24 protein-coding genes and 1 pseudogene are annotated in these 24,054 nt (G+C 67.3%); 10 read left to right on the forward strand and 15 right to left on the reverse strand.

Going from position 1 to position 24,054, the window contains the following annotated elements:
• Positions 1-3: 3 nt before the first annotated feature.
• Positions 4-2,103 (reverse strand): transketolase, encoded by a 2,100-nt coding sequence (tkt, locus tag ACZ50Z_RS05485; protein ID WP_464482620.1) that lies wholly within the window; start codon positions 2,101-2,103, stop codon positions 4-6.
• Between the two features lie 255 nt (positions 2,104-2,358).
• On the opposite strand from tkt, the gene ACZ50Z_RS05490 reads away from it, so the two are divergent.
• The gene (locus tag ACZ50Z_RS05490) at positions 2,359-3,285 is read left to right on the forward strand and encodes a heme o synthase (RefSeq protein ID WP_464482621.1); all 927 of its coding nucleotides are present in this window, start codon (positions 2,359-2,361) and stop codon (positions 3,283-3,285) included.
• A gap of 98 nt (positions 3,286-3,383) precedes the next feature.
• Here ACZ50Z_RS05490 and ACZ50Z_RS05495 read toward each other — a convergent pair whose 3' ends face one another.
• Positions 3,384-4,358 carry a quinone oxidoreductase family protein gene (locus tag ACZ50Z_RS05495; RefSeq protein WP_464482622.1) on the reverse strand — a complete coding sequence of 325 codons (975 nt, stop codon included), beginning with the start codon at positions 4,356-4,358 and terminating at the stop codon, positions 3,384-3,386.
• 19 nt (positions 4,359-4,377) lie between these two features.
• Here ACZ50Z_RS05495 and ACZ50Z_RS05500 point away from each other — a divergent pair, with 19 nt between their 5' ends.
• On the forward strand, positions 4,378-5,031 hold the full coding sequence (locus tag ACZ50Z_RS05500) for a hypothetical protein (RefSeq protein ID WP_464482623.1): 654 nt from the start codon (positions 4,378-4,380) through the stop codon (positions 5,029-5,031).
• Here the strand turns inward: ACZ50Z_RS05500 and ACZ50Z_RS05505 are convergent.
• From ACZ50Z_RS05505 to mptB, 4 genes and pseudogenes are all read right to left on the reverse strand, one after another.
• A complete protein-coding gene (locus ACZ50Z_RS05505; RefSeq protein WP_464482624.1) occupies positions 4,981-5,943 on the reverse strand; it encodes a COX15/CtaA family protein in 963 nt (320 codons plus the stop codon). The two genes, ACZ50Z_RS05500 and ACZ50Z_RS05505, sit on opposite strands and share 51 nt — an antisense overlap.
• A 62-nt stretch (positions 5,944-6,005) precedes the next feature.
• Positions 6,006-6,782, reverse strand: coding sequence for an ABC transporter permease (locus ACZ50Z_RS05510; RefSeq protein ID WP_464482625.1), 777 nt, complete (start codon positions 6,780-6,782; stop codon positions 6,006-6,008).
• On the reverse strand, positions 6,779-7,714 hold the full coding sequence (locus tag ACZ50Z_RS05515) for an ABC transporter ATP-binding protein (protein ID WP_464482626.1): 936 nt from the start codon (positions 7,712-7,714) through the stop codon (positions 6,779-6,781). The genes ACZ50Z_RS05510 and ACZ50Z_RS05515 overlap by 4 nt, the downstream gene beginning before the upstream one ends.
• 102 nt (positions 7,715-7,816) lie before the next feature.
• Positions 7,817-9,623: pseudogene (mptB, locus tag ACZ50Z_RS05520) on the reverse strand (polyprenol phosphomannose-dependent alpha 1,6 mannosyltransferase MptB).
• 79 nt (positions 9,624-9,702) lie between these two features.
• Between mptB and ACZ50Z_RS05525 the strand changes: the two are divergent.
• Genes ACZ50Z_RS05525 through ACZ50Z_RS05555 form a run of 7 tightly spaced genes read left to right on the forward strand, consistent with a single transcriptional unit; the run spans position 9,703 to position 16,055 of the window.
• Positions 9,703-10,512 carry a helix-turn-helix transcriptional regulator gene (locus ACZ50Z_RS05525; RefSeq protein WP_464482627.1) on the forward strand — a complete coding sequence of 270 codons (810 nt, stop codon included), beginning with the start codon at positions 9,703-9,705 and terminating at the stop codon, positions 10,510-10,512.
• Positions 10,509-11,963, forward strand: a complete 1,455-nt coding sequence (gene sufB, locus ACZ50Z_RS05530; protein ID WP_464482628.1) for a Fe-S cluster assembly protein SufB — start codon at positions 10,509-10,511, stop codon at positions 11,961-11,963. Before ACZ50Z_RS05525 ends, sufB begins: the two co-directional genes overlap by 4 nt.
• Positions 11,963-13,153, forward strand: coding sequence for a Fe-S cluster assembly protein SufD (gene sufD / locus ACZ50Z_RS05535; RefSeq protein WP_464482629.1), 1,191 nt, complete (start codon positions 11,963-11,965; stop codon positions 13,151-13,153). Before sufB ends, sufD begins: the two co-directional genes overlap by 1 nt.
• On the forward strand, positions 13,150-13,932 hold the full coding sequence (gene sufC / locus ACZ50Z_RS05540; RefSeq protein ID WP_464482630.1) for a Fe-S cluster assembly ATPase SufC: 783 nt from the start codon (positions 13,150-13,152) through the stop codon (positions 13,930-13,932). The genes sufD and sufC overlap by 4 nt, the downstream gene beginning before the upstream one ends.
• 2 nt (positions 13,933-13,934) lie before the next feature.
• Positions 13,935-15,236, forward strand: coding sequence for a cysteine desulfurase (locus ACZ50Z_RS05545; RefSeq protein WP_464482631.1), 1,302 nt, complete (start codon positions 13,935-13,937; stop codon positions 15,234-15,236).
• Entirely contained in the window at positions 15,233-15,733 is a 501-nt protein-coding gene (gene sufU, locus ACZ50Z_RS05550) for a Fe-S cluster assembly sulfur transfer protein SufU (RefSeq protein WP_464486103.1), read from the forward strand. The genes ACZ50Z_RS05545 and sufU overlap by 4 nt, the downstream gene beginning before the upstream one ends.
• Positions 15,708-16,055, forward strand: a complete 348-nt coding sequence (locus ACZ50Z_RS05555) for a metal-sulfur cluster assembly factor (RefSeq protein ID WP_008258091.1) — start codon at positions 15,708-15,710, stop codon at positions 16,053-16,055. The genes sufU and ACZ50Z_RS05555 overlap by 26 nt, the downstream gene beginning before the upstream one ends.
• Here the strand turns inward: ACZ50Z_RS05555 and ACZ50Z_RS05560 are convergent.
• Positions 16,045-16,578 carry a DUF421 domain-containing protein gene (locus ACZ50Z_RS05560; protein WP_464482632.1) on the reverse strand — a complete coding sequence of 178 codons (534 nt, stop codon included), beginning with the start codon at positions 16,576-16,578 and terminating at the stop codon, positions 16,045-16,047. The genes ACZ50Z_RS05555 and ACZ50Z_RS05560 overlap by 11 nt on opposite strands.
• Positions 16,579-16,712: 134 nt before the next feature.
• Between ACZ50Z_RS05560 and ACZ50Z_RS05565 the strand changes: the two genes are divergently transcribed.
• The gene (locus ACZ50Z_RS05565; protein ID WP_464482633.1) at positions 16,713-17,138 is read left to right on the forward strand and encodes a hypothetical protein; all 426 of its coding nucleotides are present in this window, start codon (positions 16,713-16,715) and stop codon (positions 17,136-17,138) included.
• A gap of 15 nt (positions 17,139-17,153) precedes the next feature.
• Here the strand turns inward: ACZ50Z_RS05565 and ACZ50Z_RS05570 are convergent, their stop codons facing one another.
• The 8 genes from ACZ50Z_RS05570 to ACZ50Z_RS05605 all read right to left on the reverse strand — a co-directional run bounded on the left by ACZ50Z_RS05570 (position 17,154) and on the right by ACZ50Z_RS05605 (position 24,047).
• Positions 17,154-18,104, reverse strand: coding sequence for an NAD(P)/FAD-dependent oxidoreductase (locus ACZ50Z_RS05570; protein ID WP_464486104.1), 951 nt, complete (start codon positions 18,102-18,104; stop codon positions 17,154-17,156).
• A gap of 62 nt (positions 18,105-18,166) precedes the next feature.
• Positions 18,167-19,873 (reverse strand): aa3-type cytochrome oxidase subunit I, encoded by a 1,707-nt coding sequence (ctaD, locus tag ACZ50Z_RS05575; RefSeq protein ID WP_464482634.1) that lies wholly within the window; start codon positions 19,871-19,873, stop codon positions 18,167-18,169.
• 70 nt (positions 19,874-19,943) lie between these two features.
• On the reverse strand, positions 19,944-20,492 hold the full coding sequence (gene msrA / locus ACZ50Z_RS05580; protein ID WP_464482635.1) for a peptide-methionine (S)-S-oxide reductase MsrA: 549 nt from the start codon (positions 20,490-20,492) through the stop codon (positions 19,944-19,946).
• Positions 20,489-20,983, reverse strand: coding sequence for a peptide-methionine (R)-S-oxide reductase MsrB (gene msrB, locus ACZ50Z_RS05585; protein WP_464482636.1), 495 nt, complete (start codon positions 20,981-20,983; stop codon positions 20,489-20,491). The genes msrA and msrB overlap by 4 nt, the downstream gene beginning before the upstream one ends.
• Before the next feature lie 50 nt (positions 20,984-21,033).
• On the reverse strand, positions 21,034-21,804 hold the full coding sequence (locus tag ACZ50Z_RS05590; protein WP_464482637.1) for an SDR family NAD(P)-dependent oxidoreductase: 771 nt from the start codon (positions 21,802-21,804) through the stop codon (positions 21,034-21,036).
• Between the two features lie 241 nt (positions 21,805-22,045).
• The gene (locus ACZ50Z_RS05595) at positions 22,046-22,561 is read right to left on the reverse strand and encodes a YkgB family protein (RefSeq protein WP_464482638.1); all 516 of its coding nucleotides are present in this window, start codon (positions 22,559-22,561) and stop codon (positions 22,046-22,048) included.
• Positions 22,562-22,776: 215 nt separating this feature from the next.
• A complete protein-coding gene (locus tag ACZ50Z_RS05600) occupies positions 22,777-23,367 on the reverse strand; it encodes a GNAT family N-acetyltransferase (RefSeq protein ID WP_464482639.1) in 591 nt (196 codons plus the stop codon).
• A gap of 59 nt (positions 23,368-23,426) precedes the next feature.
• Positions 23,427-24,047 (reverse strand): RraA family protein, encoded by a 621-nt coding sequence (locus ACZ50Z_RS05605; protein WP_464482640.1) that lies wholly within the window; start codon positions 24,045-24,047, stop codon positions 23,427-23,429.
• Positions 24,048-24,054: the final 7 nt, after the last annotated feature.

A 24,054-nucleotide genomic window follows, 5' to 3' on the forward strand; every position in this document is an offset into this window, starting at 1 on the left:
TCCTCAGTTATCCACTACTTGTTCCGCGGCGGCCGCGACGGCTTCGGCGGTGAAGCCGAATTCACGGAATAAGGTCTTATAGTCGGCCGATTCGCCGTAGTGCTCGATCGAAACGATCTTGCCGGTGTCACCGACCAGCTTGTGCCAGCTCTGCGCGACGCCGGCCTCGACGGCCACCCGCGCCGACACCGACGGGGGGAGCACGCTGTCGCGGTAGTCGTCGGGCTGGGACTCGAACCATTCGACGCACGGCATGGAAACCACTCGCGCCACAATGTCCTTGTCCGCCAACAACTTCTGCGCCTCGACGGCGAGTTGGACCTCCGAGCCGGTGGCGATCAGAACCACGTCGGGATCCTGGCCGGCTTCCTCACCGTCCGACCCCAGGATGTAACCGCCGCGGGCGACGCCGTCGGCGCTGGTGCCCTCGAGCACCGGAACGCCCTGACGGGTCAGGATCAGCCCCACCGGGCCGCTGCCGTTGCCGCGGGCCAGGATCGTGCGCCAGGCGTGCGCGGTCTCGTTGGCGTCGGCCGGGCGCACCACCGACAGCTTGGGGATGGCGCGCAGCGCCGCGAGGTGCTCGATCGGCTGGTGGGTGGGCCCGTCCTCGCCGAGCCCGATGGAATCGTGCGTCCACACGTAGATGGTGTCGATGTCCATCAGCGAGGCCAGCCGCACCGCGGGACGCATGTAGTCCGAGAACTGCAGGAACGTGCCGCCGTAGGCCCGGGTGGGGCCGTGCAGCACGATGCCGGACAGGATGGCGCCCATCGCGTGCTCGCGAACGCCGAAGTGCAGCGTGCGTCCGTACCAGTCCGCCGTGTAGTCCTTGGTCGAAATCGACGGCGGGCCAAAGGATTTGACGTTGTCCATGGTGGTGTTGTTGCTGCCCGCCAGGTCGGCCGAGCCGCCCCACAGCTCGGGCAGTTTCGGCCCGATCGCGTTGAGCACCTTGCCTGAGGCCGCGCGGGTGGCCAGGTCCTTGTCGCCCGGCTTCCAGACCGGGATGTCGGCGTCCCAGCCGTCCGGCAGCTCCTCGGCGGTCAACCGGTCCAGCAGCGCTTTGCGGTCGGGCTCGCGCTGCACCCACGCGTCGAAATCCGCCTGCCACTTCTCATGCGCTTCCTTGCCGCGGTCGACCAGCTTGCGGGTGTGGGCGATCACCTCGTCGCGCACCTCGAAGTTCTTGTCCGGGTCGAAGCCGAGGATCTCCTTGACGGCGGCGACCTCCTCGTCGCCCAGCGCCGCGCCGTGCGCCTTGCCGGTGTTCATCAGCTTCGGCGCGGGGTAGCCGATGATGGTGCGCAGCTCGATGAACGACGGCCGGTCGGTGACGGCCTTGGCGGCCGCGATGGCCTCCTCGATGCCGACGACGTTCTCGCCGCCCTCGACCCTCTGCACGTGCCAGCCGTAGGCCTCGTAGCGCGCGGCGGTGTCCTCGCACAACGCGATGTTGGTGTCGTCCTCGATCGAAATCTGGTTGTGGTCATAGAAAACGATGAGGTTGCCCAGTTCCTGGACCGCCGCCAGCGACGAGGCTTCCGAGGTGACGCCCTCCTCGATGTCGCCGTCGGACGCGAACACGTAGATGTGGTGGTCGAACGGGCTGGTGCCGGGGGCGGCGTCGGGGTCGAACAGGCCGCGCTCGTAGCGGGCTGCCATCGCCATGCCGACCGCGGACGCCAGGCCCTGCCCAAGCGGACCGGTGGTGATCTCAACGCCCTTGGTGTGGCGGAACTCCGGGTGCCCGGGCGTCTTGGATCCCCAGGTGCGCAGTGACTCGATGTCGGAGAGCTCCAGACCGAAACCGCCCAGATACAGCTGGATGTACAGCGTCAGGCTGCTGTGCCCGCATGACAGGACGAACCGGTCGCGACCCAGCCAGTGGGTGTCGCTGGGGTCGTGGCGCATCGTCCGCTGGAACAGCGTGTACGCCAGCGGAGCCAGGCTCATCGCCGTCCCGGGGTGGCCGTTGCCGACCTTTTGCACCGCGTCGGCGGCCAGCACCCGAATGGTGTCGACGGCGGCCGAGTCGAGCTCGGACCAGTCGTCGGGGAGGTGCGGTTGGGTCAGCGTGGAGATCTCTTCGAGTGTCGTCACAGACTCAGTCCTTGGGTCATCGAGCTGATCAATCCCACCCTAGTGCGGGAGGGCCGGCTCTTGCAGAGCAGGATTTCGGGTACCCGCGGCCGGCAGGTGTGAAAATTACGCGCCCGTCGAAAGGCCTTAACATTCAGTTCGGAAATCTGGGAGAAATCTGCCGGAATGGACCCACGGGCGGGGCATCGCCGCTACTCGGTCTACCATCGTCTGTAGTAGATGCTGCGCGCCGCTGCGACCCCAAGGAGTTATTGCGTGAGCGTTCGCGGGCGCGCCGCGCCGAGCCGATTGCCAAGCCGGGTACAAGGCACGGTGCTGGCTTATCTGGCGCTGACCAAACCGCGGGTTGTTGAGCTGCTGCTGGTGACGGCGATCCCCGCGATGCTCCTGGCCCAGCGCGGCACGGTGAACCCGCTGCTGATCGTCAACACGTTGATCGGCGGCATGCTGGCCGCCGGGGGTGCCAACACGCTGAACTGTGTGGCAGACGCGGACATCGACAAAGTGATGAAGCGCACCGCGCGCCGCCCGCTGGCCCGGGCGGCGGTGCCCACCCGCAACGCCCTGGTGTTCGGGCTGGTGCTGACGGTCGGGTCGTTCTGCTGGCTGTGGTGGACGACGAACCTGCTGTCGGGGCTGTTGGCCCTGGCGACGATCGCGTTCTATGTGTTCGTCTACACACTGCTGCTCAAGCGCCGCACCTCGCAGAACGTCGTGTGGGGCGGCGCCGCCGGCTGCATGCCGGTGATGATCGGCTGGTCGGCCGTGACGAACACCATCGGCTGGCCGGCCCTGGTGATGTTCGCCATCATTTTCTTCTGGACGCCACCGCACACCTGGGCGCTGGCGATGCGCTACAAGGACGACTACAAAGCGGCGGGCGTCCCGATGCTCCCGGCCGTGGCGACCGAGCGCCAGGTGACCAAGCAGATCCTGATCTACACCTGGCTGACGGTGCTGTCCACGCTGGCGCTGGCGCTGGCGACCGGCTGGCTGTACGCGGCGGTCGCCGTGGTGGCCGGCGTGTGGTTCCTGGCGATGGCCCACCAGCTGTACGCGGGGGTGCGCGTGGGTGAGCCGGTCAAGCCGCTGCGGCTGTTCCTGCAGTCCAACAACTACCTGGCGGTGGTGTTCTGCGCGTTGGCGATCGACTCGGCCATCGGGCTGCCGCACCTGTTCTGACGGTCCGGGGTCGCTTCAGCTCCGATCGCCGAACGTGGGCCCTACGTACGGAATCCGCCTCGAATTCGTCCAGACGCCCCACGTTCGGCGGCTGGAAACTAGGGCACCAGCACGATCGACCCCGTGGTCTTGCGTCCCTGCAGATCCTGGTGGGCGCGCGCGGCGTCGGCCAGAGGGTAGCGCCCGCCGACCTCGACGGTGATGTCGCCGCCGGCGATCGCGGCGAACAGTTCCTCTGCCCGCCAGCTGAATTCCTGCCCGGTCCGCACGAAATGCGCCAGCGACGGCCGGGTCAACAACACCGAGCCGGCGGCATTGAGGCGCTGCGGATCGAACGGCGGAACGGGCCCGCTGGCCGCGCCGAACAGCGCGAGCGTGCCCCGCACGGCCAGGCTGGCCAGGCTGGCGTCGAACGTGCTCGCGCCCACGCCGTCGTACACCGCGGCCACCCCGGCGCCATCGGTCAACGCGCGGATCCGCTCGCCGAACTCATCGGCGTCGTCGGGGTAGGACAGCACCTCGTCGGCGCCGGCCTTCGCCGACATCCGCGCCTTCTCCGGCGTCGAGACCGTCGTGATCACCCGAGCGCCGAGCAGGTGCGCCCACTGGGTCAAGATCAGGCCGACACCGCCGGCGCCCGCGTGCACCAGCACCGTGTCGCCGGCCTGCACCGGATACACCGACTTCAACAGGTAATGGGCGGTCAGGCCCTTCAGCAGCGCCGAGGCGGCCACGTCGGCGGCAACTCCGTCGGGCACCGCGGCGATGAAAGAGGCTGGGGCAGTGGCGTATTCGGCATACGCGCCGGAAGCCGCGGCGGTGACGACCCGGTCGCCCGCGGTGAAACCGTCGACGCCCTCGCCGGTGTCCACCACCGTGCCGCTCGTCTCCTGGCCGAGGATGAACGGCAGCTGGCGCGGATATTGCCCCGAGCGGAAATACGTGTCGATGTAGTTGACGCCGATGGCCTCGGCCTCGATCAGCACCTCGCCCGGGCCGGGCGAGGGTTGTGGCGTATCGACGTAGCGCAGCACCTCGGGGCCGCCGGTTTCGCTGACTTCGATTGCGTGCATGTGCTTATCATGCCCGGGCATGAAGCTCGCTCGTCCGGACGTCTTCCATCCCCGCATCGTGCTGGCGGCGGGGCCCGGCGACGACCCCGACGACGCGGGGCTGGTGGCGGCGCTACGCCGCCGTGGCCTGCACGCACGCCGGCTGCCCTGGGACGATCCGGGGACCGCCGGGGCCGACCTGGTGATCCTGCGGGCCGCCCCCGTCGAACCGGACCGGCGTGACGAATTCCTCACCTGGACCCGGCGGGTGCGTCACCTGCTCAACCCGCCCGCCGCGATCGCCTGGAATATCGCCGAGCGGTATCTGGGCGCTCTCGAGGACGACGGGGTCCCGACGGAACCCGGCGCGACGGCGCAGTCGTCGTTGGTTTTCTTGGGCGGGGAGCAATCGCACGCCTGGCCGGGCGAGCCGGAGTTCGAGTCCTGGGACCTCGGCCACGCGGCGCTGGCGGCGGCCGCCGGCCGCATTGGGATCCGCGCGCGGGAGCTGCTCTACGCGCGCGCCGACGTGGCGGGGAACCGGCTGGTGAAGCTGGATCTCGTTGCGCCGCAAATGGGTTGGCGGCAGTTGGACACCGCCACCCGGGAGCTCGCGCAGCGCCGCTTCGCCCTGGCGGTCGAGTCAGGTTGCGAGCGGCTCGGGCTCGGCCCGCTCTCGCATCGAGGCCCATAGCGCCGCGGTGGCCGCGGTGCAGGCGGCCGCCCCCGCCACGTGCAGCGCGACCAGCGCGGCGGGGACACCGGTGTAGTACTGGGCGGTGCCGACGGCGGCCTGCGCGCAGAGCAGGACGAGCAGCACCCCGAGCCGCCGCAGGACGGGGCGGGTGGCCCGCACCGCCAGCAGGCCGAAGCCCAGCCCCACGACCAGCGCCAGGTAGGCGACCAGCAGCGAGGAGTGCATGTGCACGAGCGTGGCGACTTCGACCTTGAGCCGCGGCACCGTCCGCGTGGCGCTGCGGTCACCCGCGTGGGGCCCGGCGGCCGTCACCAGCGTTCCGGTGACCAGCACCGCGGCCAGGTTCACGCCGGAAAGCGCGGTCAGCGCGCGCAGCGGCGTGGGGATCAGCACGCGCACCGCCGCGGACCCGTCTCCATCGGGCTCGCCGATCTTGACGTAGAGCAACACCGCGAGCCACACCATCGTCATCGACGTCAGCAGGTGGATGGCCACCGTCCACCACAGCAGCCCGGTGCGCACGGTGATCCCGCCGATGACGGCCTGCACGACGGTCGACACCGGCATCAGCCAGGCATAGACCAGCACCTCGCGTCGCCGCCGGGCCCGGGTCACCGCGAGCACGGCCAGCGCCGCGGTGATCACCACCGCGAAGGTGACCATGCGGTTGCCGAACTCGACGGCCTGGTGGATGCGCGGCACCTGGGCGTGGGCCACCGGGACGAAGCTGCCCGGGAAGCATTGCGGCCAGGTGGGGCAGCCCAGCCCCGAGGCGGTGACGCGCACGATCGCGCCGGTGATGGCGATGCCGCCCTGGGTCAGGATGACGGCCACGGCGATCAGCCGCTGGACGCCCAGACTGGGATTGGGGAGCAGGTCCACCAGCCGCAACAGCGTTCGTCCAAGCACGGCCCGATCCTAAGGCACCGAAAACTACATGCCGTAGTACGCCCGGGGTTGCCGGGCGGCCGTCAGGTGAACCGGAACCAGCGCAGTGCGCCGAGCGCGCCCAGCGCACCCCACGCCGCCAGGACGATCACCCCGAACCAGTCCACCGACACGGTCATCGCTTGTGAGAGCGCCTCGGTCAGCGCGCCCGACGGGGTCAGCCGGGCCGCCCATTTCACCGCCGCCGGGATGATCTCGGTTTCCACGGTCAGCGCGCCCAGGCCGGCGAAGACGAACCACATCAGGTTGGCGACCGCCAGCACGATCTCGGCCCGCAGCGTCCCGCCGAGCAGCAGGCCGAGGGCCGCGAACACGACGGTGCCCAGCGCGATGACCGCGGCGCCGAAGGCCAACGCGATCAGGGCGGGTCGCCAGCCGAGCGCAAAACCTATGGCGCCCAACAGGATTGCCTGCAGGAACACCACAGTGACGACGGCCAGGGACTTGCCCGCGATGATCCCCCAGACCGGAAGTGGCGTGGCGCCAAGCCGTTTCAAAGCCCCGTAGCGACGATCGAAGGCGACCGCGATCGCCTGCCCGGTGAACGCCGTGGAGATCACCGCCAGCGCCATGATGACCGGGGTGAAGGTGGCGGCCCGGTGCTGCCCGAACGAGCCGAGTGGCAGCAGCGTGAGCCCCACCAGCAGCGTGATCGGGATGAACATCGTCAGCAGCAGCTGTTCGCCGTTGCGCAGCAGCAGCTTGAGCTCCAGAGCGAACTGCGCCGCCAGCATTTTCGGCACCGCGCTGGGGCGCGGGTCGGGGGCGAAAGTGCCTGCGGGAAACGGTGATTCGCTCATGGCCGCAACTTCCTGCCGGTGAGGTCGAGGAACACGTCCTCGAGACTGCGTTGCTCGACGCGCATATCGGTGGCCAGCACGTCGATCCGGGCGCACCACGCCGTGACCGTCGCGAGCACCTGCGGGTCGACCGGGCCCTCGACCAGGTACTCGCCCGGCGTCACCTCGGTGGCCTTGTAATCCTCGGGCAGCGCGGCGGACAACAGGGACAGGTCGAGCCGCGGCGGCGCGCTGAACCGCAGCTGGTCCTTGGCCCCGCTGCGCATCAGCTCCGCGGGCGTGCCCGAGGCCACCGTCGCCCCGTTGTCGATGATGACGATCCGATCGGCGAGCTCCTCGGCCTCCTTGAGCTGGTGGGTGGTCAGCAGCACCGTCACGCCGTCGCGGCGCAGCGCGTCGATCAGCTCCCACACCAGCAGCCGCGCGTGGGCGTCCATGCCCGCGGTGGGCTCGTCGAGGAAGACCAGTTCGGGCCGCCCGACCAGCGCGCACGCCAGCGCGAGCCGCTGCTGCTGGCCGCCGGAGAGCCGCCGGTAGGTGGTGCGCGCGGCGTCGGTGAGGCCCAGCGTGTCCAGCAGCCATGCCGGGTCCAGCGGGTCCGCGGCGTAGGCGGCCACCAGGTCGAGCATCTCGCCGGCGCGGGCCGCGGGGTAGCCGCCGCCGCCCTGCAGCATCACACCGATCCGCGCCCGCAGCCGCGCGTTGTCGGCGATCGGGTCCAGGCCCAGCACCTCGATGGTGCCGGCGTCCGGGCGCACGAAACCCTCGCACATCTCGACCGTCGTGGTCTTGCCGGCGCCGTTGGGACCGAGCAGGGCCAGCACCTCGGCGGCGTGCACCTCCAGGTCGAGATCGGAGACGGCCGTGACGGATCCGTAGTGCTTGCTCACGCCGCGCAGGCGCACGACGGTTTCAGGAACGTCGGAGGTCACCTGCGCCGCTTCTCCTCATCGCTTCGCTCTGCATCGTCGTCGGCGCGGCTCACGAGCGCCGCTCCTCCTCATCGCTTCGCTCTGCATCGTCGTCGGCGCGGCTCACGTGGAATCAGCGTAGGCGTCATGGGCCGGCGCCGGCCGCGGGGTCGGGGCAGGCTGCGCGGGCGACGCGGGGTCGACGGCCGCCGGGGGCTCGGGTTGCTGGGCCGGCACCGGCGGCCGCCGCCACGGCAACCGCGTGTAGGTCAGCGCGATGAGCGCCACCACGATGACGGTGCTGGCCAGTGTGGCGTCGATGATCTGGAACAGCGCGAACCGGTCGCCGTTGGCGGTCGGGCCGAAGATGCCGACGACGAGGCTGATGACGATCGCCGCCACCCGGAAGCCGGTCCGGGTGGCCCAGCAGGCCAGGGGGATGATCGCCCACAGCAGGTACCAGGGCTGGACGACCGGAAACAGCAGCACGCAGATGCCCAGCGCGACGCCGAGCCCGCCGATCGGGTGCAGCCTGCCGCGGAAGACGGCCAGCAGCAGCCACGCCACCATGACCGTGATGATCAGCACGCCGATCGCGCGGGTCAGCCCCAGCACCGCGGTGGTGTGATCGCCCAGGCCCAGCAGGATGCCCACCTGCCCGGTGCCGAGCGCCAGCAGCGTCGGCGGCGACATCCAGCTGCGCACCACGTTCGCGGTGCCCAGCGTATAGATCCAGCCGAAGCCCAGCCCGCTGGCCCAGCCGACGACGGCCATCACCGCCAGCGACAGCGCCGCCATGCCGCCGCCCGTCAGCAGCAGGGCGCGCAGGGTTCCTCCCCGGCGGTAGGCCAGCGCCATCGTGACGAAGCCCAGCGCCAGCAGCGACGGCAGCTTTACCTGCGACGACAGCGTGATCAGGACCGCGCCCGCCACCAGCATGCCCAGCGGTTCCCAGTCGGGCCCGAATTTCCAGGAGTGTGGCAGCAGGCGCGGGGCTTTGACGTCTGAGACGCCGCGCAGCGCGAATTCGGCCCCGGCCAGCATCATGCCCAGCATCAGGGCCTCGTTGTGCACCCCGGCCACCAGACGTCACGACGTCTGAGACGCCGCGCAGCGCGAATTCGGCCCCGGCCAGCATCATGCCCAGCATCAGGGCCTCGTTGTGCACCCCGGCCACCAGATGCATGATCAGCAGCGGATTGGCCGCACCAAGCCACAGGGCGCTGACCTCGGCGACACCGCAGCGCCGGGCCAGCCTCGGCGTCGCCCACACGATCAGTCCGACGCCGAGGAGCTCCACGAGCCGGTGACACAGCACCGCGGCGACGATGTTGTCGCCGGTGACCGCCGAAATGCCGCGTCCCATCCACAAGAACAGCGGGCCGTAGGGCGCGGGCGTCTCTCGCCACAGGGTCGGCACGGACAGGGTGAAGATGTGGGACAGTCCCAGCCCCGAGGCCGGGCCGACCCGGTACGGATCGAGGCCCTCCAGGGAGATCTGGCTCTGCGCCAGATAGGAGTAGACGTCCTTGCTGTACATCGGCGGGGCGATCAGCAGCGGCAGCACCCACAGCAGCAGGGTGCGGTCCAGGTCGCCGCGGGACATCCGCCGGTTGCCCAGCGCGAATCGCCCGAGCATCAGCCAGGCCAGCGCCATCATGACCGCGCCCGTCGTCGTCATCGTCAACGACACGGTTTGGATGCGCGACGGCAGGTTGAGCAGCCGCACCCCGAACGTCGGGTCCTGCACGACGGGCCGGGCCCCGGCGCCGAGCGCGCCGATCGCCATCAGCATGGTGCCGGTGGCACCGCACAGGCGGGTGCGGCGCAGCGCGGTGAGCTCGGTATCGTTCAGCGGCGAACCCACCGCTTGCTCGTCGCCGTGCAGACTCGCGATCGACGAGCTCAGCGTGTGGTGGCGGGCTGCCATCAGAGCAGCGTAGCCGTCGGTCCAACGTCGCAGAGCGGGCCGCTGCGTGTGACCAGCGCAACGCCAAGACAGGGGACCCTTGCTAGACCGATCGTCGGAATTGCGTCACACTGGTGTTGTGAAAATCCGAACCAGCCTCGATGGTGCCGCCGCGGCCGACGCCGGCGCATCGACGGGTCTCACAGCGGATGGCCACACCCGCCGCGCCATCGTGCGCCTGCTGCTGGAATCCGGATCGATCACCGCCGGCGAGATCGGTGACCGGCTGGGCCTGGCCGCCGCCGGTGTGCGCCGGCATCTCGATGCGTTGATCGAGGCCGGCGATGCCGAGGCCACGGCCGCCGCGGCATGGCAGCAGGCGGGACGCGGGCGTCCCGCCAAGCGCTACCGGTTGACCGCCGGCGGCCGGGCCAAGCTCGACCACGCCTACGACGACTTGGCGGCGGCGGCCATGCGGCAGCTGCGCGAAATCGGTGGTGAAGAGGCGGTTCAGGCGTTCGCCCGGCAGCGGATCGACGCCATTTTGACCGAGGTGACCGCGGCCGACAGCGCGGCGGACGCGGACGTCGAGGCCGCCGCCGAACGGATCGCCACCGCGTTGACCAAGGCCGGCTATGTCGCCAGCACCACGCAGGTCGGCGGGCCGATCCACGGCGTGCAGATCTGCCAGCATCACTGCCCGGTATCCCACGTCGCCGAGGAATTCCCGGAGCTGTGTAACGCCGAACAGCAGGCAATGGCCGAGGTGCTGGGCACCCATGTGCAGCGGCTGGCGACCATCGTCAACGGCGACTGCGCCTGCACCACGCACGTACCACTGACAGTGCCCACTTCGAAGGCGCCCAGCCCGCGCCGCAAGTCCACGAGCATCGAAGGAGCGTCACTATGACACTCAGCCCAGAAGCCACCAAGGCCGCTATTGACGCCGAGCCGCTGACCCAGGAAGAGGCGATTGCCTCGCTGGGTCGGTACGAGTACGGGTGGGCCGATTCGGACGTCGCGGGCGCCAGCGCCAAGCGCGGGCTGTCCGAGGCGGTCGTGCGTGACATCTCGATGAAGAAGAACGAGCCCGAGTGGATGCTGGAAGCCCGGCTGAAGGCGCTGCGGACCTTCGCCAAGAAGCCGATGCCGACGTGGGGTTCGGACCTCGGTGGCATCGACTTCGACAACATCAAGTACTTCGTGCGGTCCACCGAGCAGCAGGCCCAGACCTGGGACGACCTGCCCGAGGACATCCGCAACACCTACGACCGGTTGGGGATCCCGGAAGCCGAGAAGAATCGCTACGTCGCCGGTGTGGCGGCGCAGTACGAGTCCGAGGTGGTCTACCACAAGATCCGCGAGGACCTCGAAGCCCAGGGCGTGATCTTCGTCGACACCGACACCGGTCTGCGCGAGCACGAGGATCTGTTCAAGCAGTACTTCGCCACCGTGATCCCGGCCGGGGACAACAAGTTCTCCGCGCTGAACACCGCGGTGTGGAGCGGCGGGTCGTTCATCTATGTGCCGCCGGGCGTACACGTCGACATCCCGCTGCAGGCCTACTTCCGGATCAACACCGAGAACATGGGCCAGTTCGAGCGGACGCTGATCATCGTCGACGAGGGCGCCTACGTGCACTACGTGGAGGGCTGCACCGCGCCGGTGTACTCCTCGGCCTCGCTGCACTCGGCGGTGGTGGAGATCATCGTGAAGCCCGGCGGCCGGTGCCGCTACACCACGATCCAGAACTGGTCCAACAACGTCTACAACCTGGTCACCAAGCGCGCCCGCGCCGAAGCCGGCGCCACCATGGAATGGGTCGACGGCAACATCGGCTCCAAGGTGACCATGAAGTACCCCGCCGTCTGGATGACCGGCGAGCACGCCAAAGGTGAGGTGCTGTCGGTCGCGTTCGCCGGGGACGGCCAGCACCAGGACGCCGGCGCCAAGATGCTGCACCTGGCGCCCAACACCTCCAGCAACATCGTCTCGAAGTCGGTGGCCCGCGGCGGCGGTCGCACCTCATACCGCGGTCTCGTGCAGATGAACAAGGGCGCGCACGGGTCGCGATCCAGCGTGAAATGCGATGCGCTGCTGGTGGATACGATCAGCCGCAGCGACACCTACCCCTACGTCGACATCCGCGAGGACGACGTCACGATGGGCCACGAGGCCACGGTGTCCAAGGTCAGCGAGAACCAGCTGTTCTACCTGATGAGTCGCGGGATGACCGAGGACGAGGCCATGGCGATGGTGGTGCGCGGTTTCGTCGAACCGATCGCCAAAGAGCTGCCCATGGAGTACGCCCTGGAGCTCAACCGGCTGATCGAGCTGCAGATGGAAGGCGCGGTCGGCTAGTGACGAATCTGACTGAAGCGGTTGAGGGCTCGGCCCTGGCCGCGTTGAACAAGGGGGAGCTGTTCTCCTCGTTCGATGTGGACGCCTTCGAGGTTCCGCACGGCCGCGACGAAATCTGGCGATTCACCCCGCTGCGCCGGTTACGCGGCCTGCACGACGGCTCGGCGCACGCGACCGGCAAAGTCGACGTCAGCGCCGGCGAACAACCCGGCCTGCGGGTCGAGACCGTCCGCCGCGGTGACGAGCGGCTCGGCCAGGGCGGTGTCCCGACCGACCGTGTTGCAGCACAGGCGTTTTCCTCGTTCAACTCCGCGACGCTGATCACCGTCGAGCGCGATACACGCATCGCCGAGCCGGTCGGCGTCACCGTCACCGGCCCCGGCGAGGGTGCGGTGGCCTATGGGCACCTGCAGATCCGGGTATGTGAGCTCGCCGAGGCGGTCGTCGTCATCGACCATCGGGGCAGCGGAACCCTGGCCGACAACGTCGAATTCGTGGTCGACGATGCCGCCCGGCTCACCGTGGTGTGGCTCGCCGACTGGGCCGACGACGCCGTGCACGTCAGCATGCACCACGCCAGGCTCGGTAAGGACGCGGTGCTGCGCCACGTCGCCGTCACACTCGGCGGTGAGGTGGTGCGGATGACGGCCAACGTGCGGTACTCGGCCCCCGGCGGGGACGCGGAAATGCTGGGCCTGTACTTCGCCGACGACGGCCAGCACCTCGAGTCGCGGCTGCTCGTCGACCACGCGCAGCCGAATTGCAAGTCCAATGTGCTCTATAAAGGTGCGCTACAGGGTGATTCGGAATCGCAGCGCCCCGATGCCCATACCGTCTGGGTCGGCGACGTGTTGATCCGGGCCGAAGCCACCGATACCGAAACGTTCGAGGTGAACCGCAATCTGGTCCTGACCGACGGCGCGCGCGCCGACTCGATACCGAACCTGGAGATCGAGACCGGGGAGATCGTCGGCGCCGGACACGCCAGCGCCACCGGACGTTTCGACGACGAGCAACTGTTCTACCTGCGTTCCCGCGGCATCCCCGAAGAGGAGGCCCGCCGACTGGTGGTTCGCGGCTTCTTCGGCGAGATCATCTCCAAGATCGCGGTGCCCGAGGTACGGGAACGCCTCACCGCAGCCATCGAACATGAATTGGCCATTACCGAATCGAGAGCGACAGCTTCATGACGACTTTGGAAATCAAAGACCTGCACGTCAGCGTTGAGAACCCGAACGCCGCCGAGGGCGAACAAGAGATTCCCATCCTCAACGGCGTCGACTTGACGGTGAAATCCGGTGAGACGCATGCCCTGATGGGTCCCAACGGTTCGGGCAAGTCGACGCTGTCCTACGCCATCGCCGGTCACCCCAAGTACACGGTTACTTCGGGCTCCATCACGCTGGACGGCGAGAATGTGCTGGAGATGAGCATCGACCAGCGCGCACGCGCGGGAATATTTCTGGCCATGCAATATCCGGTCGAGGTGCCGGGCGTCTCGGTGTCGAACTTCCTGCGTTCGGCGGCGACCGCCGTGCGCGGCGAGGCCCCGAAGTTGCGGCTCTGGGTCAAAGAGGTCAAGGCCGCGATGTCCTCGCTCGAGATCGACCCGGCCTTCGCCGAGCGCAATGTGAACGAAGGCTTCTCCGGCGGTGAGAAAAAGCGTCACGAGATCCTGCAACTCGAACTGCTCAAGCCCAAGATCGCCATCCTGGACGAAACCGACTCCGGGCTCGACGTCGATGCGCTGCGGGTGGTCAGCGAGGGCGTGAACCGCTACGCCGAGACCGAACATGGCGGACTCCTGTTGATCACGCACTACACGCGGATCCTGCGCTACATTCACCCCGAATACGTGCACGTGTTCGTCGGCGGCCGCATCGCGGAATCCGGCGGGCCGGAATTGGCCGACGAACTCGAGCAGAACGGCTACGTGCGCTTTTCGCAACCGGCGGTTACCGGGGCGTAAGCATGTCTGCCTCCGTGTCTCCGCTGGACGTGGCGGCCATTCGCGCCGACTTCCCCATCCTCAAGCGAGTCATGCGCGGCGGAAATCAGTTGGCGTATCTGGATTCCGGGGCGACGGCGCAGCGCCCGCTGCAGGTACTCGACGCCGAGCGCGAATTTCTGCTGACGTCCAACGGCGGCGTGCATCGCGGCGCGCACCAGCTGATGGAGGAGGCCACCGATGCCTACGAGCAGGGCCGCGCCGACATCGCGGCGTTCGTCGGCGCTGACCCGCAAGAGCTGATCTTCACCAAGAACGCCACCGAGGCGCTCAATTTGGTCTCCTACGTGCTGGGCGACGACCGCTTCGAGCGCGCCGTCGGTCCCGGCGACGTCATCGTCACCACCGAGCTCGAACACCACGCCAACCTGGTCCCCTGGCAGGAGCTGGCCCGCCGCACCGGTGCCACGCTGCGTTGGTACGGCATCACCGACGAGGGCCGCATCGACCTGGACTCCCTCGAGCTCGACGAGCGCGTCAAAGTGGTTGCCTTCAGCCACCATTCGAACGTCACCGGCGCGCTCGCGCCGGTGGCCGAACTGGTCACCCGCGCCAAAGCCGTCGGCGCGCTCACCGTGCTGGACGCCTGCCAGTCGGTGCCGCACCGCCCGGTCGACTTCCACGCACTCGACGTCGACTTTGCCGCTTTCTCCGGGCACAAGATGCTGGGCCCCAACGGGATCGGCGTGCTCTACGGGCGCAGCGATCTTCTGTCGGCGATGCCACCGTTCCTCACCGGCGGCTCGATGATCGAGAACGTGGCCATGGACGCCTCCACCTACGCCGCGCCCCCGCAGCGGTTCGAGGCCGGCACCCCGATGACGTCGCAGGTGGTCGGCCTGGCCGCGGCGGCCCGCTATCTCGAGGGCATCGGCATGGACGCCGTCGAGGCGCACGAACGCGAGCTGGTCGCCGCCGCCATCGAGGGCCTGTCCGGGCTCGACGGCGTGCGGATCATCGGGCCTACCTCGCTGGAAAACCGTGGATCGCCAGTGGCTTTCGTCGTCGACGGCGTGCACGCGCACGACGTTGGCCAGGTGCTCGACGACGATGGTGTCGCGGTGCGAGTGGGGCACCACTGCGCGCTGCCGCTGCACCGCCGGTTCGGACTGGCGGCCACCGCCCGGGCGTCCTTCGCGGTGTACAACACCGCCGAGGAGGTCGAGCGGTTGGTGACGGGCGTGCGCCGCGCGCTGGATTTCTTCGTCGGCGATCGCAAGCCCGGCGGGCACAGCGGGTCGTCGCCAAGGATTGGGAGAGACTGACCTTGCGCCTCGAACAGATGTATCAGGACGTGATCCTCGATCACTACAAGCACCCGCAGCACCGCGGGCTGCGGGAGCCGTTCGGCGCCCAGGTCTTCCACGTCAACCCGGTCTGCGGTGACGAGGTCACCCTGCGCGTCGCGCTATCCGACGACGGCGAAACCGTCGCCGACGTGTCGTATGACGGGCAGGGCTGCTCGATCAGCCAGGCGGCCACTTCGGTCCTCACCCAGCAGGTGATCGGTCAAAGTGTCGGCGATGCCCTCAAGACGATCACCGCGTTCACCGAGATGGTGTCCTCGCGTGGCACCATCGAGGGCGACGAGGACGTGCTCGGCGACGGGGTCGCGTTCGCCGGGGTGGCCAAATACCCCGCGCGGGTGAAGTGCGCGCTGCTGGGATGGATGGCGTGCAAAGACGCGCTGGCACAGGCTTACTCAAAGAAATTGGCAGCCCTCGAGGAGGTTACAGATGAGCGAGACCACCACACCGCATGACGAGTTGCTCGCCGATGTCGAGGAAGCGATGCATGACGTCGTCGACCCCGAACTCGGCATCAACGTCATGGATCTGGGCCTGGTCTACGGCTTGGAGGTCGAGCACGGCGAGATGGGCCCGGTGGCGTTGATCGACATGACGCTCACCTCGGCGGCCTGCCCGTTGCAAGACGTCATCGAAGACCAGTCGCGCAGCGCACTCGTCGGTGCCGGCTTGGTCGACGAGCTGAAGATCAACTGGGTGTGGAACCCGCCGTGGGGCCCGGACAAGATCACCGACGACGGGCGGGAACAACTGCGCGCTCTCGGCTTCACGGTCTAGAACCCCGGTATCGGTTCGAAACTCGCGCCGCTCCGCAGTCATCGTCTTTGCGCAGAACGGAAATGGCGCCTTTGGCCTCGAAGATCGCGAGATTGATGCGGTCGGCGTTGGGGTGCCCGTGCAGGCGTAACACGGCCTCGAGGTCGGCGACGGTCAACCCGCATTGACGCAGGCTGCGTCGGTCTACCTGCCCATCGCGGACCAGCACTTTCAGGGGTGGATCGATGAACCGTCGGACCCCCGGAATGAAGCGCAATCTCGCCAACACCGCGTGGGCGACAAGGAGGCAGATCAGCGCCGTGGTTGCGCTGAGCCACGACGCGTCACTGGCGGTGGCGGCCCTACCGACGATGGCGCCTGCGGCGACCGCGGCGATCCAGTCGAACGGCGCGAATTCGGCCAGTGTGCGTCGCTCCGTGAAGCGGAACAGGACTGCGGCGGTGAGAAACAGCGTCGAGGATTTGATGGCGGCACCGGCGACACCGGCCGAGTCGCCGAGCAGGGCATGAAATAGTGGGTCCACGTGTGCCTCCGTTCCAGGTTGTGAGCCTGGCCCCGACCGTTGTGGACTGTCATCACCCTTCGCCACCAATCACCCGGGTGAATGAACGGCGGGGGTGATGACGGTTAACCCCGCCGCGCGTCAGGCTCAACTGTATGACCAGACCTGCGGAGGCCCAGGAGGTCGCGCCGAGACCCACCGCCACGATCACAGACTCGCCGGTTCGGGCGCGGAGCCCGATCGCCACTTCCTGCGGCATCGAACATCTCGATTTCTCGCCACAGTGTCAGCTGGCCTTCCTCGACAATGGTTTTCGGTGCGCCCGGCCGGCGGCGGCGTATGTGGAGTTTCACATGGTGGGTTACTGCAAACGCGATGACTGTGACGAGGAAGGTAATGCCTGCGGTTTCGTGTGCGCCGGCCATCTCGATGCGTTGGAGTACACAGCCGAGTGCACCGCGCGGGAGCTGCACCCGGCGTCTCCCTCGCGGCGGCTGTCCCGACGCGTCGCTCGATGCCCGTCCTGCGATAGAACGATCCGATCCGCCGCCGATATTCTGCAGGTCGTGGTGATGATCTAGCCGGGCAACCCTTGATCATTGACGCTGCCCCAGAACGGATTTCGCTAACCAGCGTTCGGCGTCGACGGAGGATGCGCAACCGCTGGCGGCCGCGGTGATGGCCTGTCGGTAGCGGCGGTCAACCAGGTCGCCGGCGGCGAATACGCCGTCGACCGAGGTGTGGCTGGTCGCGTCTCGAGTGAGGACATACCCGTGGGGATCGAGATCGACGATGCCCACAAGCAGCTCCGAACGGGGGCCTTGCCCGGCGGCCACGATCACCGCGGAAACCGGCAGATCGCGCTCGGCGCCGTCGAAGCGTTGTCGCAGCCGCAGGCCGGTCACCCACCGCCTCCCTTGGACGGCGAGGACCGAGGTGTTGGTCAGCACGGCGACCTTGTCGTGTGCGCTTACCCGGGCGGTGGTGATCGGCGATGAGCGAAAGGTATTGCGGTGATGAATGATGGTGACGCTGCGCGCGATCCCCGTCAGGAAGAGCGCCTCCTCCATCGCGGCGTCCCCTCCGCCGACAACGGCGACATCCTTACCGCGCAACAACAAACCCGCATCCTTGGCGGTGGTACTGACGCCTCGGCGCTGTAGCCTCTTCTCGCCGGCGACGCCAAGCGCCCGCGGGGCCGAACCCATGGCAAGGATCACGGCGCGGGAATGCCAGACCTTCCCGGCGGCCCCCACGATCTTGACGTCACCGTCTAACCGGAAATCATCGACTTTGTCGGGATGCAGCCGGGCGCCGAACCGTTTGGCCTGGGCGCGCATGTCCTGCACCAGAAGTGGCCCGCTGGTGCCCTCGCGGAAGCCGGGATAGTTCTCGACGACCGTGGTGGCCATCAGCGCCCCGCCACGCGCAGTCCCTTCGATCAACACCGTGTCGAGGTGCGCTCGCGCCGCATAAATCCCTGCGGTGTACCCCGCCGGACCCGAGCCGACGATGATGACGTCGTGGATGCGGCCCGGTGCCGGCACCGCGGGAGCGGACGGGGTAAACGTGCCGAAAGGTCTGGGCGACAACAATTCCGTCGTCACGCTCACCGCGCATCCGCGGTCCCGTACCGCACGTGGGATTCAGCGCGCAATCGGTCGACCATGTGCGGGTAGTGCAGTTCGAAGGCGGGTCGCTCGGAGCGGATACGGGGGAGCTCGGTGAAGTTGTGTCGTGGCGGCGGGCTCGAGGTGGCCCACTCCAGCGAGTTGCCGTGTCCCCATGGATCGTCGACGGTGACCGGCTCGCCGTAACGCCAGCTCTTGAACACATTCCACACGAACGGCAGCATCGAGAAGCCGAGGATGAACGCGCCAATCGTCGAGACGACGTTGAGCGGCTGGAAGCCGTCGGTGGGCAGATAGTCGGAGTACCGACGCGGCATGCCCATGCTGCCCAGCCAGTGCTGCACCAGAAACGTCGTATGAAAGCCGATCAGCGTCAGCCAGAAGTGGAGCTTGCCGAACCGCTCGTCGAGCAGGCGGCCGGTCATCTTCGGGAACCAGAAGTACACTCCCGCATACGTGGCGAACACGATGGTGCCGAACAGCACGTAGTGGAAGTGCGCGACCACGAAATAGGTGTCGGTGACGTGGAAGTCGATCGGAGGACTGGCCAGCAGCACCCCCGACAAGCCGCCCAGCAGGAACGTGACCAGGAAGCCCATCGCGAACAGCATCGGTGTCTCGAAGGTCAGCTGGCCCTTCCACATGGTGCCGATCCAGTTGACGAACTTGATCCCGGTGGGGACCGCGATCAAGAACGTCGTGAATGAGAAGAACGGCAGCAGCACCGCGCCGGTGGCATAGAGATGATGCGCCCAGACCGCGATCGACAGCGCTCCGATGCTGATGGTGGCGTACACCATCGTGGTGTAGCCGAACAGGGGCTTGCGGGAAAACACGGGGACGACCTCGGTGATGATGCCGAAGAAGGGCAGCGCGATGATGTAGACCTCCGGGTGGCCGAAGAACCAGAACAGGTGTTGCCACAGCAGGACTCCGCCGGTTGCCGCGTCGAAGATGTGCGCGCCGAGGTGGCGGTCGGCGGCGGCGGCGAACAGTGCGGCCGTCAGCAGTGGGAACGCCACTATCACCATGGTGCTGGTGACCAGGATGTTCCAGGTGAAGACCGGCAGGCGGAACATCGTCATACCCGGCGCGCGCAGGCACACCACCGTGGTGATCATGTTGACCCCGCCCAGGATGGTGCCCAGGCCACCGACGATGAGCCCCAAGATCCACAGGTCGCCTCCGGCGCCGGGGGAATGGACCTCGTTGGAAAGCGGGGTGTAGGCCGTCCAGCCGAAATCCGCGGCGCCGCCCGGGGTGATGAATCCCGCCAGGGCGATCAGGGCCCCGAACACGAAGAGCCAGAACGACAATGCATTGAGCCGCGGAAAGGCCACATCGGGGGCGCCGATCTGCAGGGGCAGCACGAGATTGGCGAACCCGAACACGATCGGGGTGGCGTAAAACAGCAGCATCACCGTGCCGTGCATCGTGAACAGCTGGTTGTACTGCTCGTTCGACAAAAACTGCAGCCCCGGTGCGGCCAACTCGGTGCGGATGAACAGCGCCATTAGCCCGCCGACGAAAAAGAAGGCGAAGCACGCGACGATGTACATGATCCCAATCAGCTTGTGATCGGTCGTGGTGATCAGGCGGTAGATCAGGTTGCCCTTGGGCCCGATGCGCGCCGGAAAGGCCCGGTGGGCGCGCAGCTCACCCACCGGAGGTGCGTCGACGGACATCAGAATGGTCTCCTAATGCTGGATCTGTCTCCCGCCGGCGGTCAACGGCGTCGGCGCCGGACGACCGCGATCACCCATCGCGGTTCGCGTGCGTTGACGGCGACGTGACATCGCGAAAACCGCTGCGGTGTGGCAGCTTCCAGCCTGGCCGGACGTAGTGGCACGTATAGCCCGACGGATACCGCTCGAGGTAGTCCTGGTGCTCGGGCTCCGCCTCCCAGAACTCGCCGGCCGGGGCCACTTCGGTGACCACCGTGCCGGGCCACAGTCCCGACTCGTCGACGTCAGCGATGGTGTCGAGCGCGATCCGCTTCTGATCGTCGTCCAGATAGAAGATCGCTGAGCGGTAGCTGGTCCCGACGTCGTTGCCCTGGCGGTTCTTGGTGGTCGGGTCGTGGATCTGGAAGAAGAACTCCAGCAGCGTCCGATAATCGGTCTGGTCGGGGTCGTAAGTGACCTCGATCGCCTCGGCGTGGCCGGGATGGTTGCGATAGGTAGGGTGTGCGTTCTGGCCGCCGGTGTAGCCGACCCGGGTGGACACCACGCCGGGCTGCTTGCGGATCAGATCCTGCATGCCCCAAAAGCATCCACCCGCCAGGATGGCAACCTTCTGTGTCATGACCGCTGCTCGCTCACGGGTGCGCCGCCGCGTCGCTTTGCGGCCGCGTCGGAGAACAGGCTCAGGTATTGCCCGTAACCTTCGGCGTCGAGGTTGTCGCGGTGAATGAAACGCAGCGACGCCGAGTTGATGCAGTAGCGTAGGCCGCCTTGATCCCTCGGGCCGTCGCTGAAGACGTGCCCGAGGTGGCTGTCGCCGTGCGCCGAGCGCACCTCGGTGCGTTCCATGAAGTGGCTGCGGTCGGTCTTCTCGACGACGTTGTCCGCATCGATCGGCTGGGTGAAGCTGGGCCAGCCGGTGCCGCTCTCGAACTTGTCGACCGATGCGAACAGCGGCTCACCGGAGACGACGTCGACGTAGATGCCCGGTTCCTTGTTGGCCCAGTATTCGCCGGAGAATGGACGCTCGGTCCCGCTCTCCTGGGTGACGTGGTACTGCTCGGGACTCAGCGCGTCGATCGCCGCCGGGTTTTTGTTGTATTCGTGTGACACTGATGCTCCTTGGCTGGGTGCGTGGTCAATTGGCTGGTGCGGCAGGAACTTCAGTTGCGGCCGGCCATGATGCCGCCGTCGACGTTGAGGATCGCGCCGGTGACCCAGGTTGCCTGTTCGGAAAGCAGATAGGTTACGGCGTTGGCGACGTCGACGGGGGTGCCGACTCGTCCCAGCGGATGAAGCGGCGCGAAAGTGTCTAGCGTGGCGTCGATTTCGTCCTTCGGGATAAAGCCTTCATATAGCGGCGTCTTGACAACCGCCGGCGCCACCGCGTTGACGCGAATCTTGTGCTCCGCAAGCTCGATGGCCAGATTGTGGGTGAGCGCATGCAGGCCGGCCTTTTGCATCGAATACACAGACGACGGTGTCAAACCGATGGCTTGATGTGCCCACATGCTGCCGATGTTGACGATGGACCCACCCTCACCATTGGCGATCATGCCCGCGACAACGGTTTGGGTCAGAAAAAACAGCGCATAGTTGAGTTCCATGTAGGAGTCATAGGTCAGCGCGTCGTATTCCAGAAATGGCTTCGGGATGAAGAATCCGGCCGCATTGACGAGCAAGGTCGCGTCGTCGTGCTGCTCGGACAGCGCACGCTGCACATCGGCCACGGCGGCACGATCCGTCAACTCGGCGGCGATGCCCCAGGCTTGGCCACGCCGGTTCGTCAGCTCAGCGACGGTGTCATCGACACGGTCTTTCGAACGTCCGACGATTACCGCACTGCCGCCATGGTCGACGACATCGAGAGCGACCTGCCGACCCATGCCGGCGCTGCCGCCGACAACGATGACCTTCTTGTCGTCAAAATGCATGTTCGGGTCCCTTCTTGGATTCCTTGACGGCTCCAGCCGGGCCGCCGACGTCTTGGATTCGAGCGAGTGCGGGCCGACATTCCCGCCCGCTTCCAGTCCTAACGAGACTGCAACTCCGCGGGGTGAGTCGGCATCACCCCAACCCCCTGTTCACCCGGGTGATTGCTGCGGAGTTACGTGCCCGATTTCCGTAGGCGGACACCAGATTCCTCGTCGCGGGCAACTTCATCAGCGCTTAGTATCAATGTGATTTGGCGACGCTCGCCTGTTCGCGGGCCGCGTCGATGGCGTCCACCAGCAGCCAGAGCGCTAAGCCGATGAGCGCGATGTCTTTCATCAAGAACTCCCCGTCGGCGGACAAAACGGGAAAGCCACCGGCGGACGCCTCGCCAACACCGGGGGTCGTGATCATGAAACTCAGTGTGGTCACGAAGAACAGAGAGGCGACGATGCCGCCCACCACGGCAGCCTTTGGATACCAGGGCTTGAGAGCCAACAGTGCCGCAGTAATCAGTTCGACCGTTCCGTTCAATCGACCGAAGGCGTCGATGGACATGGCCTCATAGACCCAACCCAAAAAGGGGCTGTTGGCTACCCAATGCGAAATGCCCTGGGACTCATAATGAGTGAATTTCATGGCCCCGAACCAGGCCAGAACTATGGCCAGACCGTAGCGTGCGACGAGGGGCGCGATGACGGTCGTTCGAGAGTTTCCCGGTCCGGCGCTCGTGATGGCGGTGGCCTCACTCTGCGACATGTGGTCTCCGTTCTGTGTGTTTCGCTCACCGCGCGACCGCTACCGACCCCGCACTGCCGTGGTCGGGCGGTGCAGTTGGTCACACGGTCATCGAGGCGGTTTTGGTCGCGGCTCAGTCAGCGACCACTATGTCTGCGCACGGGGTGAGTTGTCCTCATCCCCGCGTGTAATTCACCCGGGTGAGAGGACGATAAGTCGATGTGCGGCAGTGCTGTTCATTGCGCGCAAGCCGGTTCCGGGAGGTCCAGATCGGCCTTCGTCAGGCGGTAGACCTGCAGCGTGAGGTTGTAGTACTTGTCGGTCTCGCCAACCCATTCCATCCCAACTCGCCGGGCGGTAGCCACACCACGGCGATTCTCCGGTCGCACGACCGCGAAGACCTCACTGATACCCGGGTTCTCGAAAGCCTGATGGGCAACCGCGTGCCCGGCTTCCGCGCCGTACCCGTAGCCCCAGGACTCCGGAGACAGTTGCCACCCGATCTCCAGATCCGTTCCGCCCGGGGGCAGCGGTAGCAGGGCCACGCCCCCGAGCACGTGTCCGGAGCTCTTGTCGGTGATGGCCCACCGGCCCAACGGCAGCCCGGTCGGGTCGTTTTCGGCGATCCATGCCGTCAGGACGTGTCGCATTTCGAGCGTGTCGGCGATGGGAGGCAAGGCCGGACACAGCCAACGCGCCACTTCCGGCGCACCGTATGTCGCGTACGCGGCGAGATCGTCATCGAGCTGCCACGGCCGCAAGAGTAGCCGGGGTGTCTCGATGCGCCGCGTGCCCGTGTCCCAGTCGGCGTGGTGATGCTCAACCATTCCGGCCCCTAGCGTTGTCGTGTGCGGTAACCAAAGTGACGGGTGCTCACCCCGGTTCGTCAGTTCTCGTTGGCTTCCAATGTGTTTGGCGCCTCACACCTGATCGTGGCAATGGCCTCCGCATCCTCCAGCACGACCTGGTTGGCGGCGCGCAGCACGGCGCGCACGTCCTCGGCGCGTATCACCGCGGCCCCGGACGCATCGGCGAAGACATAGTCGCCGGGACGGACGGCAACCCCCGAGATCACTACCGGACGGTTCGCCTCGTACGGGGTGACGAAATCACCACCCGACCTCGTTGTCTCGCCGCGGCAATAGACGGCGAGGTCGTAGTGCGCCAGCTCGGCAAAGTCGCGCAGCCGCCCGTCCGCGAGAATGCCGGCAAGCCGATGGTTTTGGGCGCGCGACAGCTTTGTCCCGCCGCCCAGCGAGGCATCGCTACAGCCGTTGCTGGCCAGAACCAGAACGCGTCCGTCGGCACCACTTGCGATGGCGTCGTAGAACAACCTCTTGAAGCTGTAGCGCTCGGGCGGGAGGGCGGCCCTGCACGCCGGGAAGTAGGAGATCGTCACGGCGGGACCGAAGAGCCGGCGACCCGGCGTCGGGCTCACCAGATCGAGGAGGTGGCAGCGATGTCGGTGGTCTCGCCCCACGGCGTCCACGATGTCGGCGGTGCGCACGCGACCG

The organism is Mycobacterium sp. NTMscope_MAC_269 (assembly GCF_976985695.1).

Excerpts from the sequence above, each read along its gene's own strand:
- ACZ50Z_RS05495 (WP_464482622.1), bottom strand. The coding sequence starts at position 4,358 with ATGCACGCAATCGAAGTCAGCGAAACCGGCGGCCCCGAGGTGCTGCGC.
- ACZ50Z_RS05500 (WP_464482623.1), top strand. The coding sequence starts at position 4,378 with ATGAAGCTCGCTCGTCCGGACGTCTTCCATCCCCGCATCGTGCTGGCG.
- ACZ50Z_RS05510 (WP_464482625.1), bottom strand. The coding sequence starts at position 6,782 with ATGAGCGAATCACCGTTTCCCGCAGGCACTTTCGCCCCCGACCCGCGC.
- sufB (WP_464482628.1), top strand. The coding sequence starts at position 10,509 with ATGACACTCAGCCCAGAAGCCACCAAGGCCGCTATTGACGCCGAGCCG.
- sufC (WP_464482630.1), top strand. The coding sequence starts at position 13,150 with ATGACGACTTTGGAAATCAAAGACCTGCACGTCAGCGTTGAGAACCCG.
- ACZ50Z_RS05545 (WP_464482631.1), top strand. The coding sequence starts at position 13,935 with ATGTCTGCCTCCGTGTCTCCGCTGGACGTGGCGGCCATTCGCGCCGAC.
- ACZ50Z_RS05555 (WP_008258091.1), top strand. The coding sequence starts at position 15,708 with ATGAGCGAGACCACCACACCGCATGACGAGTTGCTCGCCGATGTCGAG.
- ACZ50Z_RS05565 (WP_464482633.1), top strand. The coding sequence starts at position 16,713 with ATGACCAGACCTGCGGAGGCCCAGGAGGTCGCGCCGAGACCCACCGCC.
- ctaD (WP_464482634.1), bottom strand. The coding sequence starts at position 19,873 with ATGTCCGTCGACGCACCTCCGGTGGGTGAGCTGCGCGCCCACCGGGCC.
- msrA (WP_464482635.1), bottom strand. The coding sequence starts at position 20,492 with ATGACACAGAAGGTTGCCATCCTGGCGGGTGGATGCTTTTGGGGCATG.
- ACZ50Z_RS05590 (WP_464482637.1), bottom strand. The coding sequence starts at position 21,804 with ATGCATTTTGACGACAAGAAGGTCATCGTTGTCGGCGGCAGCGCCGGC.
- ACZ50Z_RS05595 (WP_464482638.1), bottom strand. The coding sequence starts at position 22,561 with ATGTCGCAGAGTGAGGCCACCGCCATCACGAGCGCCGGACCGGGAAAC.
- ACZ50Z_RS05600 (WP_464482639.1), bottom strand. The coding sequence starts at position 23,367 with ATGGTTGAGCATCACCACGCCGACTGGGACACGGGCACGCGGCGCATC.